Raw genomic sequence first — 15,330 nt, forward strand, 5'->3', positions numbered from 1 at the left:
ACAATGAGAAAATCCACTTTATTCCTACTGACAATCTTTTTCGGTGTTTTATTTGCAACAACTTACAATACAATTATCATTGATGGTAATAATGATTTTCAATCTGACGAAACTTTCTCAACTTCATCTTCAGGTTATACAGCTTATGTAACCTGGGATGCAAACAACATTTATCTCGGTTATTCAGGTAATGATATTGGAAGTGGTCAGTCAAGTACAAAATGGATTATCTTTTATTTCGATACTGATGCTCATTTAGATCCGACATATGGTGCAGGAACATTGAACGCAATTGGATTTAATACACAAAATTGGACTTTGCCATTCAGAGCTGATTATATGATTCAAATACAAACTACAGGTGGATTTACAGCATTAAAGAGATATAATGGAACTGCATGGGTAGATGTAACTCCACACAATATGCAAATCTTTGATAACGATGCAGCGAATTTTATTGAAATAAAAATTCCAAAGGCAAGCCTGAATAATCCAGAAAAAATTTATGTTTTAGGATATTTTGTCAATGAGCAAAGCGGCGGCGAGTGGACCTACGCAAGTTTCCCTGATAACTCATTAAGAGGTGGTGATGGTTATAAAAATCCAGGTTACTTTGATCACTGGTATGGATTCGAATTAACGAATAATGTTTCTCCCAACGCTCCAGTACATTATGATAATAAAGAATTTTTGAAATGGGATATACGACTCGGTGCATCTATTACATCGGCCGGATTAACAGATAATAACAACTACGCTGGTCTTGCATTAAACGCAACTGACGGCTATGATCCAAATGTTGATTTAGCAAAACCTCCAGCACCACCATCAAATTATGTTTATCTTGCTTTCCCTCATTCAGATTGGATTAACCAGCTTGGTCCTAATTATTACAGAGATATAAAAGCAAATCGACAACTTGATACTTCAACTGTGAGCTGGGACTTTTTTATTGCAACTGATAAAACAAATTCAACAGTCACAATTTCCGTAAGTGAGTTTAATGATGTACCATCAAACTATGATATATACATAAACGATTTGACAGCAAATGTTTTACATAATGTTAGAACAAGTGGAAACTATAGTTACAATTCAGGTACTGGAGGAACGCGCAACTTCAAGCTGGTTGTTGGAAAGTATGTTCCGAATTTGCAAACAATTACAACATTAAATTTTGGAAATGTTAAGCTTGAATATGATTCAATCAAATCCTTTACTGTTCAAAACACAGGTCTTGAAGCATTAACAATTACCAATCTTCAAATCACCGGTAATTATCAGCTTGTTGGTGCAACAACTCCTATTAATATTCCTGCTGGTGGAAGCACAAATCTTACAGTAAAATTTACGCCTCTCTCTCTTGGAACAAATTCTGGAACATTAACAATCACAAGCAACGATCCTGACACTCCAAATTATTTAGTTCAGCTGACAGGTGAAGGAATAAAACCTACAATAACCAAAAAATTTGCACCAGGCTGGAATCTTGTTGGACTTCCACTTTATCCAGCCAGTCCATTAAAAGACTCTGTTTTTGGATCTTTTTCAACAAGCTATGTTCTTTTTAAATATTCAAATGGAAGTTACATACCTTCTGACTCAGTTTTAATTGGAAGAGGTTACTGGTTAGGATTAGAAGATACAATGTATTTTTCAATGACAGGTATGCCTGTACTTTCAGATACTTTAATTCCTTTAACTACTGGTTGGAATTTGATTTCACTCTTGTATCTGAAAGATCTAAGAAAATCCAATCTTCAAATAAAAAACAACACAACAATTCTTTCGCTTGATGATGCAGTTGCCCAGGGCTGGGTTCAGGGTAATTTGTTTGCATTTTCAAAGGCTACTAATTCATATGTTTCAATCGATACTATGGATCAATTCTTGGGTTATTGGTTCGCTGCACTTGTTAGTGGATTGGAATTGAAATTTGTCAAATCACAAACTATTGGATCATTGCCAAAGATTAAACAAGATTATATTGACGAAAGAAATTGGAAGTTTAATCTTGTTGCAAGTAATTCGCTCTCGAGAGATGATTTATTTTATTTTGGACTAAATGAAAATGCAACAACCGGGTTTGATAATTCATTCGATAATGCAAAACCGCCAATTAATCCAAATGATAGTGCAGTAGAGATTTATTTCAGAAGAAATAATTGGAATCCTTTATTCACCAAATATCTTTCAGATGTTCGAAGATTTTCGGCAAATCAAGTTTATTTATGGGATTTTGAATTCCACTCAAAACGAGCTGAACAATCAACGATTAGCTGGAAAAATCTAAGCGAAAATTTCCCAGCTGAATTTTTAAATCAATATTACTTCTTGCTTATTGATTCAACAAACAACCGAACTGTTAATATGAAAAACACTACCAGTTACACATTCAATCATAATGGAGATGTTACAAAATTTGCCGTAAAATTTGGAAAGCTGACTGATGTTGAGAATAATCCAATAAAATTTGATTATAAACTTTCTCAGAATTATCCTAATCCATTTAATCCAACGACAAAAGTTACTTTTTCTGTAAAAGAGAAATCTTTTGTCAATATCTCACTCTTCAATATGCTGGGTAAAGAAGTCGCAAATCTTGTTTTCGAAGAAAAAAATCCGGGTGAATATGAGATTGAGATTGATGCAAATAAACTTGGTTTAGTAAGTGGAGTTTATTTTTACAAAATGGTATCAAAAGATTTTGTTTCTATCAAAAAAATGATTTATCTGAAATAAGATCCTTTCAAGGCTGTGAAGCTAATATTTAGCGTTCACAGCCTTTCCCCTTAAATTTGCCTTAATATCCGATTTGATAATGTGAAGTAATTTTTCCAATTTTATTTAAAAATGATACAATTAATAAATGAGTAGAGAAAAAAGCTACAACCTGCTTTTCATAGATAGAATTAAGAGCGGTGATGAAGAAGCCTTCAAAGAGTTTTTCTTTGATCATTATAATGATGTGTTTCGTTTTATTTATCGGATGACGCATAATAGAGAAGTAGCAAAAGATTTAACTCAAGATACCTTTCTTAATTTTTATAATTCATTAAATAAACTTAACTCATCAATACCTCCAAATTATTATTTATTCAGGATCGCAAGGAATCTAACTTTGAATTTTTTAACAAGAAAAGAATTAGTTTCAAATTTTGACCCCGATGATGAAAATTCAATAAATGCTTTTTTTGAAAATCCAGAAAATGATTATACATATAACTTTGTTGAAGATGATATTAAAAAGGCAATTGAAACTTTGCCAAATCGTTGTAGAGCGGTTTTTGTTTTAAGCAGATATCATAATTTATCTTATCAAGAAATTTCAGAAACGCTTGAAATTTCGCTTCAAACAGTCAAAAATCAAATCAACAAAGCCATCGCAATACTTCGTAAAAAACTTTCTCATTATCTCGACTGATATTGGTTGATGCCAGAAACTATTAAGTCATTATTAAAATCACTCTCTCCTAAAACTTATAATTCTGTAAAGGGAATTATCTCAGATTATTCTTCTGGTAGTCAAGAATTAAATGAAAAAATTTTACTGTTGCTTTTAAAGTCCCGCAGTGTTAAGACGCTTAAGAATTTAATTTTGATTTTCAGAGAAGTTTTCACGCAATTTGCTGCGATTCTTTATACACTTGGCAAAGTTGAGCAAAAATTAGAAAAGAGCAATCTTGAAGATGTGAAAAGTTATATTCGAGCTCTACTTAATCAACAAGAGTTAAGAATTCAGAAGCTTTACGGTAAATTTAGAAGGAAAATTTCTAAAGGCATTCGAATACTCACTTTTTCAAACAGCTATACTTGCTTTAAGCTATTTGAAAAAATTCAATCAGAAGGATTTGATCCTGAATTTTATATTCCTGTTTCAAATCCAGGTGGTGAGGGGAAATTGCTTTTTATAAAACTAAAACAATTAGGAGCTAAATGCATTTTAATTCAGGATAAAGAAATTGAAAGAGTGATTTCTGAAGTGGATATTGTTATAACTGGTGCAGATAAAATTATTCAGAACAAATATTTTATTAATAAGTTAGGCACCAAGCGACTTGCATTACTCGCAAAGAAGCACTCCAAGCCATTTTATCTTATAGCGTTAAAAGAAAAAGTTCTGAAAGAGGGGATTTTTACTGAGAGTGAAAAAACACCATTAAGAAAGAAAGACAAAATATTATTTGAAAGAGTGGAAATAGCTTTTGTTACGGAAATTTTTATTGCTTAGAGTTGGTTTAAAAAAAGAACTGCCAAGGTGGAGGGCAAACCTTGGCAGTGTAGAGTTACGTTTTAGTGGAGGGCAATAAGGGTAACACAGATAAGGGTAGTAACTTCAACTTTTAGGAGAACTCAAATGATATTTTTAAAGGTCAATATCTGTGCCAGCTAAAAAATTGAGATTTTTTGAGAAAATATTGAGAGTTTAGATTTATAATTCTCAAATATGATAATGGGGTTTTCAAAATTGTGAGAAAATTTTAGAAATCATCATTTCAGCCAAATATTATTTCAATCTTAAATAATTGATAATTGAAGTTCAAAAAGCTAATTAATTTGATTTAGGTGACAAGATTTTGAGAACTTTTTTTGGTAGTATTTGGTTTTAATCTTGACTAAATTGTAAAGATTACCTAAACTTGAATTCCAAAACAATGAAAATTAAACCATATCCGGAGGATAAAATGCAAAACGAAACAGTTGATCTGAATCAACTAGCCCTGCAAGAATATAAATATGGCTTTTACACCGATATAGAAATGGAGACCTTTCCGAAAGGTCTTAATGAGGATATCATTAGAATGCTTTCGGAGAAAAAAGGTGAACCTGAATGGATGACAGAGTGGAGATTAAAAGCATATCGTGCATGGCTTAAAATGGAAGAACCACATTGGGCAAATGTTTATTATCCGCCAATTAATTATCAGGACATCAGATATTATGCTGCACCAAAGAAACGTCCGTTGAAAAGTCTTGATGAAGCAGATCCAGAATTACTAAAGACTTTTGAAAAATTAGGAATTCCACTCGAAGAACAGAAAAGACTTGCCGGGGTTGCTGTTGACGCTGTCTTTGATAGTGTCTCCGTTGCAACTACTTATAAAGAAAAATTAGCTGAACTTGGAATAATTTTCTGCTCAATGTCTGAAGCAATTCGTGAATATCCAGATCTTGTGAAAAAATATCTTGGTTCTGTTGTTCCACCTACAGATAACTTTTTTGCTGCTTTGAACTCGGCTGTGTTTTCTGATGGCTCATTTGTTTACATTCCAAAGGGTGTCAGATGCCCGATGGAACTTTCAACATACTTTAGAATCAATGCTAATGAAACTGGTCAATTTGAAAGAACTTTGATTATAGCTGATGAAGGAAGCTATGTTAGTTATCTTGAAGGTTGTACAGCACCAATGCGAGATGAAAATCAATTGCATGCTGCTGTCGTTGAATTAATCGCTCTTGATAATGCTGAGATTAAGTATTCAACAGTTCAGAATTGGTATCCAGGTGATAAAGAAGGAAGAGGCGGAATTTATAACTTTGTTACAAAACGAGGAATTGCAAAAGGCAAGCATTCAAAAATTTCCTGGACGCAGGTCGAAACAGGTTCCGCTATTACATGGAAGTATCCAAGTGTAATTCTTCAGGGTGACTATTCAGTAGGCGAATTTTATTCAGTTGCAATGACGAATCACCGTCAGCAAGCTGATACTGGTACAAAGATGATCCATATTGGAAAACATACAAGAAGTACAATTGTTTCTAAAGGAATCTCAGCAGGTGAATCAAACAATTCCTATCGTGGACTTGTAAAGATTTTGCCAAACGCTGATCACGCACGCAATTTCTCTCAATGCGATTCTCTTTTAATTGGAGATAAATGCGGCGCTCATACATTCCCATATTTGGAAGTAAATAATCCAACTGCTCGTGTCGAGCATGAAGCAACAACTTCAAAAATTGGTGAAGATCAAATTTTCTATTTAAATCAAAGAGGCATTTCCAAAGAAGATGCAATTAGTTTAATTGTCAATGGCTACTGCAAAGAAGTCATTTTAGAATTACCGATGGAATTCGCAGTCGAGGCTTCTAAGTTGTTAAGCATTAGTCTCGAAGGCAGTGTAGGTTAATTAATAATTAAAGAAAGGGAAAAAGAACAATGTTAAAAATTAAAGATTTAGTTGTAAAAGTTGAGGATAAAGAAATTCTTAAAGGTGTAAATCTTGAAGTTAATGCTGGTGAAGTTCACGCCATAATGGGACCGAATGGATCAGGTAAAAGTACACTTGCAAATGTTATTGCTGGTAAAGAAGGCTATGAGGTTGTATCAGGTGAAATATGGTTTAAGGATATAAATCTTTTAGAGCTTCCTCCAGAAGAAAGAGCTCGTTTGGGAATTTTTATGGCTTTCCAATATCCAGTCGAAATTCCTGGAATTAGCAATGCAACATTATTAAAAACAGCAATCAATGAAATTAGAAAAGCACGCGGTGAAGAAGAACTTGATGCAATGGAATTTCTTACATTGATGCGAGAGAAAATGAAATTACTCGAAATGACCGAAGAGATGTTGAGCCGCTCTGTTAATACAGGTTTTTCTGGCGGCGAAAAGAAACGAAATGAAATTTTCCAGATGTTGATGCTTGAGCCCAAATTAGCTGTGCTTGATGAAACCGACTCGGGACTTGATATTGACGCTCTTAAAATTGTTGCCAATGGTGTAAATCTTTTAAGAAATGATATGACAGATAGAGCAATAATAGTTGTAACTCACTATCAAAGACTTCTGAATTACATCGTTCCTGATTTTGTTCATGTTTTGTATAATGGTCGAATTGTGAAGTCAGGCATTAAAGAGCTTGCTCTTGAGCTCGAAGCCAAAGGTTACGATTGGATAAAATCAGAAGATAAAGTTTCTGTTTAATCAGGAGAATGAAAAAATGGCAGACTTAGTAATTAAGAAAAATAAAATTGAAGTCAGTGATTGGTACTTAAAAAACTTTGAAATTTTAGAAGAACACAATAATGGTTCAATTCCAGATTTTGTAAAAACTTTAAGAAAGGACTCAATTCAAAAGTTAGTTGAAGTTGGTTTCCCTACACAGAAAGTTGAGGATTGGAAGTACACAAACATTCTTCCAATTATTGAGAAGAGTTACAAACTCTCCAACTTTTCTGAAAGCTGGAAGGATGAAAGTGTAATTTTAAAAGCAAAAGAATTAATTGAAAAAGATCCTGTTATATCAGATTTGTCATCAAATCAAATAGTCTTTATTGATGGACATTATATAGAAGCATTAACCAGAATTCAGAATATTGATGAAATAAAAATTGTAAATCTTAAACTTGCACTCAAGGAAACCCCAGACTTTATCAATCAATACTTCAATAAATATAATCGAGTAGAGAATGGTTTTAATGCGCTTAATAATATTTTCTTTAATGATGGTGTATTTATTTCTGTGAAAGATAATCTGGTCGAAGATGAGCCAATCGTGATAATTTACATTCAATCAAATAAAGAAGAACAACTGATCAACCCGAGGAATCTTTTCCTGATTGGTAAAAATTCAAAAGTCAGAATTCTTGAGATCTATCTCTCGTTGGATAATTCAATAAGTTTCACTAATACAATTTCAGAGATTTTCGTTGCAGAAAATTCATTCCTTGAACATTATAAACTTCAAAATGAATCTTTAAATGGATTTCATATTGGAAAAATTCAAGCTCATCTGGAGAGAAATTCAAATTTCACTTCTCATAATTTGTCTTTTGGTTCTTCAATTGCCAGAAACGATATTAATATAATTTTAGATGGCGAAGGTGCTGAATCTCATATGTATGGACTTTACTTTGTTAGAGATAAGCAGCACATTGATAATCACACTCTTGTTGATCACGCAAAGCCACATTGTTTGAGCAATGAATTTTACAAAGGAATTCTTGCTGAAAATTCTCGCGGCGTATTCAATGGGAAAATTATTGTTAGAAAAGGTGCTCAAAAAACAAATGCTTATCAATCAAATAAGAATCTTCTCCTTTCAGGAAGTGCAAAGATAGATACAAAACCACAGCTCGAAATTTTTGCAGATGATGTAAGATGCACCCACGGTGCAACGGTTGGACAGGTTGATGATGATTCATTATTCTATTTAAGAGCACGAGGAATTGATGAGAAAACTGCACGAAGTTTACTTGTGAATGCCTTTGCAAATGATGTTTTAGATAATATGACTTTTGAACCATTAAAAGATAAAATCAGTGATTTTGTTATTCAACAGATGAGCGAAATTCTTCAAAGAAATTAATTATGACGACAAATAATATTTCTGATAAAATCACAATCAATTTTGATGTTCAGAAAATTCGAGAGGATTTCCCGATACTTAAAACTCAAGTTCGTGGAAAACCTCTCATTTATTTTGATAATGCTGCAACAACTCAGAAACCAATTCAGGTAATTGAAAGAATTCAGAAATATTATCTCGAAGAAAATTCAAATGTTCATCGTGGAGTTCATTTTTTAAGCGAACTTGCAACAAAAGAATATGAAAGTGCTCGTGTGACAGTTAAAAATTTTATCAATGCTGATTCGATTGAAGAAATAATCTTTACAAGAGGAACAACTGAAGCAATAAATTTAGTAGCTAACTCATTTGGCAAAACTTTTATAGACGAAGGTGATGAGATTATTATTTCAGAAATGGAACATCACTCTAATATTGTTCCCTGGCAGATTTTATGCGAGGAAAGAAAAGCAAAACTTAAGATTATTCCTTTCGATGACAATGGCGAATTGATTTTGGATGAATTAGAAAATTTAATTACAGAACGAACAAAACTTATTTCTTTAGTTCACATTTCAAATTCACTAGGAACAATTAATCCAATTAAAAAAATTATTGAGATTGCTCACAGTTACGCAGTGCCTGTTCTAATCGATGGTGCTCAATCTATTATGCACAATAAAATAAATGTTCAGGAATTAGGCTGTGATTTCTTTGTTTTTTCAGGACATAAAATTTACGGACCAACAGGAATTGGAGTTCTTTACGGCAAAAAAGATTTGCTTGAACAGATGCTTCCATATCAGGGCGGTGGTGATATGATAAAATCGGTTACTTTCGAAAAAACAATTTATAATGATCTTCCTTATAAATTTGAAGCAGGAACTCCCAACATCGAAGGCGCAATTGGACTTAAAGCTGCAATTGATTATTTAAATACAGTTGGACTTGATCATATCTCAATTTATGAAAATGAATTAATTCAATATGCAACTGAAAGGTTATCTCAAATTCCTCAACTAAAAATTATTGGAACTGCAAAAGAAAAAGCATCTATTATTTCTTTCATTCTCGAAAATATTCATCCTCACGATGTGGGAACCATTTTGGATTTTGAAGGAATCGCGGTGAGAACAGGACATCATTGTACACAACCGGTAATGCAGCATTTCAAAATTCCGGCAACAACAAGAGCTTCGTTATCTTTTTATAACACCAAAGAAGAAATTGATCAATTATTTAATGCAATTCAAAAAGTTATAAAGGTATTTAGTTAATGTCAGATTTAAGAGAACTTTATCAGGAAGTAATTCTTGATCATTCAAAGCATCCAAAGAATTACCACAAAATGCCTGATGCAACACATGTTGCAGAAGGTTTCAACCCACTCTGTGGAGATCATTTTTATCTTTATTTAAAAGTTGAAGATGGAATAATTAAAGACATAAGTTTTGAAGGCGCTGGTTGTGCAATTTCAAAAGCTTCGGCTTCAATTATGACTTCAATCATAAAAGGCAAGACAATCGAAGAAGCAGAGAAGATATTTAAAGATTTTCATCTTTTTGTAACCGGAAAGGCTGATAAAGATTTTGATCCAAATTCACTTGGAAAGCTCGCTGTATTCTCAGGTGTTTCTGAGTATCCAGTCAGAGTAAAGTGTGCGACTTTAGCATGGCATACTCTAATTAATGCGATTAAAAATAAAAATGAAGTTGCTTCAACGGAGTAAAAAATGGAACAAGAAAATTTGAATCAAAATCAATTAACTGAAAATCAAAATCAGAATTCTGAAAAGAATGAAGAGCAAAAACAATCATTGGATTTGAAACAACTTCAACATGATGTAATTCAAACTCTTAAGACCTGTTACGATCCAGAAATCCCAGTTGATATTTATGAGCTCGGATTAATTTACAGAATAGATATTGATGAAGAAGGTTTAGTGGAGATTGATATGACATTGACTTCACCAGCCTGTCCTGTTGCTGGTTCATTACCGCTTGAAGTTGAAAGAAAGATCCGTGATTTGCCCGGTGTAAAAGATGTGATTGTAAATGTTGTCTGGGAGCCAATGTGGAATAAAGATATGATGTCTGATGTTGCAAAAATTAAACTTGGTTTCTTTTAATAATTAATAAAATCTACTAACCCTTTAATAAAAAAGGAGACGCAAAATGTTTGAACAAACAATTCGTAAGCAGCCACTTTATGATCCTGAATCAGTTCAATGGATGAGAGATGAATTAATTTATGTCGGATTTGAAGAGATGTTAACTCCTGAAGCTGTTGAATATCATCTAAGAAAAAATGATGATGAAATAAAACTTGTTGTATTGAACTCAGTGTGTGGATGCGCCGCTGGAAGTGCAAGACCTGGAGTTTGCCTTGCTTTACAAAACGATTTGATCCCGGACAAACTTCTTACCTCTTTTGCTGGGCAGGATAGAGATGCTGTAGATTATTTGAGATCAGAATTCTTAAAAGATTATCCACCTTCTTCACCTATGATGGCTCTTTTCAAGAATGGTCAGGTTATCTACATTATGCATCGTTATCAAATTGAAGGAAGAACACCTGAACAAATTGCTACAGAATTAATCGAAGTTTTTAATAAAGTTTGCAAGAGACAGGGACCATCAATTCCAAAAGAAAAATACGAACAACTTGTTCACGCAAAAGCCTGTGGTCAGGCAATTCCATTAAACAAACAATCGTGATAGGATATGAAATTTAGTGCAGTCGAAGAATACGGTTTAAGATGTTTGATTCAAATTGCTAAAAATGGTAAAGTAAACGGAATCACAATTCCAGAGCTAAGTGAGCTTGAGGGATTATCTGAAGCTAATGTTGCTAAGATTTTAAGAATTTTAAGACTTGCCGGTATTGTCGAAGCTGAAAGAGGACAAACCGGCGGATATAGATTGACCCGCCCACCTGAACAGATTACTTTGAGAGAGATTCTTTATGTTCTGGGAGGAAAACTTTTCGAAAATGATTACTGCAACACATATACTGGCATTACAACAATTTGTACAAATTCGACAGACTGTTCAGTAAGGTCGGTCTGGAAAAATGTACAAAGAGTTATTGATGAAGTTCTGGGCAGATTAACTCTTAAAGATTTGCTTGCACCAGAAAAAGTTGTGGATAAGGTTGTAAGCGAAAAAGTTGAAAATGTAGTAAGTACGATCGAATTAAAAGTTCTTCAGTAGAAATTAATTTTATCCGGTCATTAAAATCAATTTACAATGGGGCTTTGGTTAAAATTTTCTTTTAAGTTACGAAAGTTAAGCTGTCAGGCTCTATGAACGCAGCCTGACAGAAATTTTCATTCTATTCAAATAAAAAATTCCCTCCTGAACAATTATCTCAGAAACTAATTTAGATAGATTGTATTTTTGCAATAACTAATCTCTGGACAATTTTATGAAGCTTAGACTATTCTTTGCTGTTAATTTCGATGATGAGATTAAAAGAAAGTTTTATGAAATTTCTTCGCAACTTCGAAAGTTTAATGAGCCTGTGAAATATGAACCAGTAGAGAAACTTCATCTTACTTTGCTTTTTCTTGGAAATGTGGATGAAAATTTATTGAGCGAGCTTGATAGAAAAGCTCTGGAAATATCTAAAAATTTTTCTTCATCTGAATTATTTTTTGATAAACTTGGTGTGTTCAAAAATTTTCATCAACCACGTGTAATCTGGATAGGTACAAAAGATAATCCAATTTTAAAAGAACTGTCATTTAAATTGAAAATGATGACCAACGATTTGAATATTATGACAGATGAAAAAGAATTTTCTCCTCATATCACACTTGGAAGAGTTAAAGGGAGATTGTCAGAGAAGTTCATTGACTTTTTGAAATCGTTTTCATTTGAACCATTTACTGCAAAAGTCAATTCATTTGAATTAATGGAGAGTAAACTCGAACCTTCAGGATCAAAATATTTTGTAAAAAGTAGTTATATTTTGCAGGTAAAACAAGTGCATTTAATCAGGAGCTTTTTCATTAAAATTTCTAAAAATTACAATTAAGATGAATTAAAAAGCTAAGGAGTTATTATGGCAGACGAAAGAGAAGAAAAACTTAAACTTTTAAAAGAAACACTTAATCTCATTGAGAAGACGCACGGTAAGGGTGCAATAATGAGATTGGGTGACCAACCAGCTCAAACCTACGAAGTGATTTCAACAGGTTCGATTTCACTTGACTATGCTCTTGGCATTGGAGGAGTTCCACGCGGGAGAATTATTGAAATTTTTGGACCGGAATCTTCAGGTAAAACCACAACCTGCCTCCACATAATTGCTGAAGCACAAAAGAATGGTGGAATTGCCGCTTTAATTGATGCTGAACATGCTTTCGATATTAACTATGCAAAAAAACTTGGCGTTGATACGGACAATCTAATTTTAGCTCAGCCCGATTTCGGTGAACAGGCTCTGGAGATTCTTGACTCTCTTATCAGAAGCAATGCAATTGATGTGATCGTAGTTGATTCAGTTGCGGCATTAGTACCAAGAGCAGAAATTGAAGGTGAGATGGGCGATGCACATATGGCGGTTCAAGCAAGATTAATGTCTCAGGCTTTGAGAAAAATTACTGGTGTGACTTCTAAATCAAACACTTGTGTAATCTTTACGAATCAATTGAGAAGTAAAATTGGAGTTGTATTTGGAAATCCCGAGACAACAACTGGTGGAAATGCCTTGAAATTTTATGCATCAGTAAGATTAGATATTAGAAGAATTGGTGCAGTGAAAGAAGGAAATGATGTTGTAGGTAGTCGTGTGAAAGTTAAAGTTGTAAAAAGCAAAGTTGCGCCACCATTCAAAGAAGTTGAATTCGATATTTTATTTAACGAAGGCATTTCAAAAACTGGAGAGTTAATTGATCTTGGAATTGAACATGGTGTAATTCAAAAAAGCGGAGCCTGGCTAACTTTTGATGGTGAAAGATTTCAAGGTCGGGAACAATTGAGAACAAAGCTTAAAGAAGATCAGGATTTGATGGCTAAACTCGAAAAGCAGGTAAAAATAAAATTAGGAATGATCAAGCCGGAGGAAACTCCTCAGGAAGAAACGACAAAGAAATCAAAATCTGAAAAAGCTAAATGATTTTTGTTTCAAAAGTTGAAAGAAAAGGTAACAAAATTCAGGTTACCTTTTCTGATTCAACTGTTTTAAAATTAAGCTCAGATGTCTTTAAAAAATTTCCACTCAATGCTGGAGATGGAGTTGAGAGCAGATTTATTGACTTACTAAAGAAAGAGAACGAATATTTCGAAGCGAAAAAATCAGCATTGAGGCTTTTGTCAATCAGGAATCATTCTTATCAAGAACTTTACAGGAAACTTTCAAAGAAAAAATTTTCAGAAGATATAATTAAGAAAGTGCTTGATGATCTTACAGCTCTTGGATATTTGAACGATAAAACTTTTGCTGAACAATTTTTTAAGGAACTTACTGAGAAGCTTTTTGGTCCTTTGAAAATTAAAAATGAAATGATCAAAAGAGGCGTGGCTAAAGAAGTAGTTGATGAGATTTTAAGTGAATATTTTAATAATGATGAAATGCAGAAAGAGATAATTCAAAAACTTTTAAGCAAGAATAAATTTTCCAAAAAAATATCTAATAGAAATGAGTTACAGAAAATTTATAATTATCTTGTTAGCAGAGGATTTTCCTCTGAAATTGTGATTAATAGTTTGAAGGATAAGTATGAATTTTAATCTTAAAACGAATAAACAAAACGATCTTCATTATGGAAAATAAAGGTTATCTTGAAATAGCCGTTACTGGACGAAAAGGAAATATTGAATTAAGTATTGAGAATTTTGACATCAAAGAGATTTCTTTACTTTTTGAACAGGTGGAAAAACTTCTTTTCCCGAATGGAAGAAAAGAAGGGACTGTTATTAGCTATCAAATTAAAGAAGGTTCTGTTATTAATCGTTTCCAAACGAGTTTACAGTCTATCATTGGTCTAAATGCAATTCTTCATCAGATTAAAGAATATGGTAATATTGATTTTCTTGAACCTAATACTGCGAACGCTATAGAGATCATTCAAGATTTAGCAATGAAAACAAATTATGAATTTGTAGTTTCTACATCCCTTGAAAACACTGCAACATTAAAAATCACCAATGAAACTTTTTATTTCAGAACAACTGAAAACTTTGTTGACGCGGAATTTTATCTATTCGGGAAAATTACAGGTGCGGGTGGTAAAGACAGATCGAGTATACATTTATTAACGGAAGAATATGGGACTCTTGTAATACAGGTTTCAAAGGAATATTTAATGGAACTAAAAAAGAACATTCTTTATAAAGATTACATTATCCGTGCTTCTGGTAAACAAAATTTAAAAACAGGAGAAATTGATAGACAAAATCTTAAAATGATCGAGATGATTGATTACTCAAGCGAATACAACGAAAAATATTTAAAGCTCTTACGAGAGAAGGCTATGAAATGGTTAAAGGATATTGACACCGATGATTATATCAAAAATGTCAGGGGTTATTAATGAATAAAGCTGCTTTACTTGATACTAGTTTTTTTATTCGACTTTTAAAAGAAAATGATCCGCTCTTTAAGAATGTCAATGATTATTTTAAGTTTTTTTTGAAAAACGAAATTACTCTCTATGTTTCAACAATTTCCATTGCAGAGTACTGTGTTAAAGGTAGTATTGACGAACTCCCACTAAAAAATCTTCGTGTTTTACCTTTTAATATTGATCACGCTATTATAGCAGGACAATTTGCTAATATCTTATATGAAAAACGTAAAAAAGATAATTTAATTTCAATCGAAAGACCATTGGTAATAAATGATGCAAAACTCTTTGCTCAAGCTCATAACGAACCACAAATTAATTATTATTGTTCCTCAGATGAACGAAGTTTTCAATTATACGAAGTCATTAATAATGAACTTAACTCAAAATTAAAATTTCAATTTATTAATCTGCGAGAACCTTACTCACAAGTTTTTGGATTGTTGGATTTTAAATCTTAATGACTTTTTACAG

Annotated in this window: 16 protein-coding genes; all 16 read left to right on the forward strand. The window is 32.8% G+C overall.

Features of this window, described 5'->3' with window-relative positions; translation table 11 throughout:
• Positions 1 to 3 precede the first annotated feature (3 nt).
• Positions 4 to 2,742: a choice-of-anchor D domain-containing protein gene (locus tag HPY57_07240; GenBank protein NPV11566.1), complete on the forward strand. Its 2,739-nt coding sequence runs from the start codon at positions 4 to 6 to the stop codon at positions 2,740 to 2,742.
• 127 nt (positions 2,743 to 2,869) lie between these two features.
• On the forward strand, positions 2,870 to 3,424 hold the full coding sequence (locus HPY57_07245) for an RNA polymerase sigma-70 factor (GenBank protein NPV11567.1): 555 nt from the start codon (positions 2,870 to 2,872) through the stop codon (positions 3,422 to 3,424).
• Positions 3,425 to 3,433: 9 nt separating this feature from the next.
• Positions 3,434 to 4,231, forward strand: a complete 798-nt coding sequence (locus HPY57_07250; protein ID NPV11568.1) for a hypothetical protein — start codon at positions 3,434 to 3,436, stop codon at positions 4,229 to 4,231.
• Between the two features lie 454 nt (positions 4,232 to 4,685).
• On the forward strand, positions 4,686 to 6,128 hold the full coding sequence (sufB, locus tag HPY57_07255; protein NPV11569.1) for a Fe-S cluster assembly protein SufB: 1,443 nt from the start codon (positions 4,686 to 4,688) through the stop codon (positions 6,126 to 6,128).
• Between the two features lie 29 nt (positions 6,129 to 6,157).
• Entirely contained in the window at positions 6,158 to 6,922 is a 765-nt protein-coding gene (sufC, locus tag HPY57_07260; GenBank protein ID NPV11570.1) for a Fe-S cluster assembly ATPase SufC, read from the forward strand.
• A gap of 16 nt (positions 6,923 to 6,938) precedes the next feature.
• A complete protein-coding gene (gene sufD / locus HPY57_07265; protein NPV11571.1) occupies positions 6,939 to 8,306 on the forward strand; it encodes a Fe-S cluster assembly protein SufD in 1,368 nt (455 codons plus the stop codon).
• A 2-nt stretch (positions 8,307 to 8,308) separates the two neighbouring features.
• A complete protein-coding gene (locus tag HPY57_07270) occupies positions 8,309 to 9,562 on the forward strand; it encodes a cysteine desulfurase (GenBank protein ID NPV11572.1) in 1,254 nt (417 codons plus the stop codon).
• Positions 9,562 to 10,014: an SUF system NifU family Fe-S cluster assembly protein gene (locus HPY57_07275; protein ID NPV11573.1), complete on the forward strand. Its 453-nt coding sequence runs from the start codon at positions 9,562 to 9,564 to the stop codon at positions 10,012 to 10,014. The genes HPY57_07270 and HPY57_07275 overlap by 1 nt, the downstream gene beginning before the upstream one ends.
• Before the next feature lie 3 nt (positions 10,015 to 10,017).
• Complete coding sequence (locus HPY57_07280; GenBank protein ID NPV11574.1) at positions 10,018 to 10,413, forward strand: DUF59 domain-containing protein; 396 nt, start codon at positions 10,018 to 10,020, stop codon at positions 10,411 to 10,413.
• A 46-nt stretch (positions 10,414 to 10,459) separates the two neighbouring features.
• Positions 10,460 to 11,002 carry a BrxA/BrxB family bacilliredoxin gene (locus HPY57_07285; GenBank protein ID NPV11575.1) on the forward strand — a complete coding sequence of 181 codons (543 nt, stop codon included), beginning with the start codon at positions 10,460 to 10,462 and terminating at the stop codon, positions 11,000 to 11,002.
• Positions 11,003 to 11,008: 6 nt separating this feature from the next.
• Positions 11,009 to 11,497: an Rrf2 family transcriptional regulator gene (locus tag HPY57_07290; GenBank protein NPV11576.1), complete on the forward strand. Its 489-nt coding sequence runs from the start codon at positions 11,009 to 11,011 to the stop codon at positions 11,495 to 11,497.
• Between the two features lie 214 nt (positions 11,498 to 11,711).
• Complete coding sequence (thpR, locus tag HPY57_07295) at positions 11,712 to 12,323, forward strand: RNA 2',3'-cyclic phosphodiesterase (protein ID NPV11577.1); 612 nt, start codon at positions 11,712 to 11,714, stop codon at positions 12,321 to 12,323.
• A 27-nt stretch (positions 12,324 to 12,350) separates the two neighbouring features.
• Positions 12,351 to 13,406 (forward strand): recombinase RecA, encoded by a 1,056-nt coding sequence (gene recA / locus HPY57_07300; GenBank protein ID NPV11578.1) that lies wholly within the window; start codon positions 12,351 to 12,353, stop codon positions 13,404 to 13,406.
• On the forward strand, positions 13,403 to 14,020 hold the full coding sequence (locus HPY57_07305; protein NPV11579.1) for a regulatory protein RecX: 618 nt from the start codon (positions 13,403 to 13,405) through the stop codon (positions 14,018 to 14,020). The genes recA and HPY57_07305 overlap by 4 nt, the downstream gene beginning before the upstream one ends.
• 32 nt (positions 14,021 to 14,052) lie before the next feature.
• Positions 14,053 to 14,823: a hypothetical protein gene (locus HPY57_07310; protein ID NPV11580.1), complete on the forward strand. Its 771-nt coding sequence runs from the start codon at positions 14,053 to 14,055 to the stop codon at positions 14,821 to 14,823.
• Complete coding sequence (locus HPY57_07315; protein ID NPV11581.1) at positions 14,823 to 15,317, forward strand: hypothetical protein; 495 nt, start codon at positions 14,823 to 14,825, stop codon at positions 15,315 to 15,317. The genes HPY57_07310 and HPY57_07315 overlap by 1 nt, the downstream gene beginning before the upstream one ends.
• Positions 15,318 to 15,330: the final 13 nt, after the last annotated feature.

The organism is Ignavibacteria bacterium (assembly GCA_013177855.1).
Classification (GTDB): Bacteria; Bacteroidota; Ignavibacteria; order Ch128b; family Ch128b; genus Ch128b.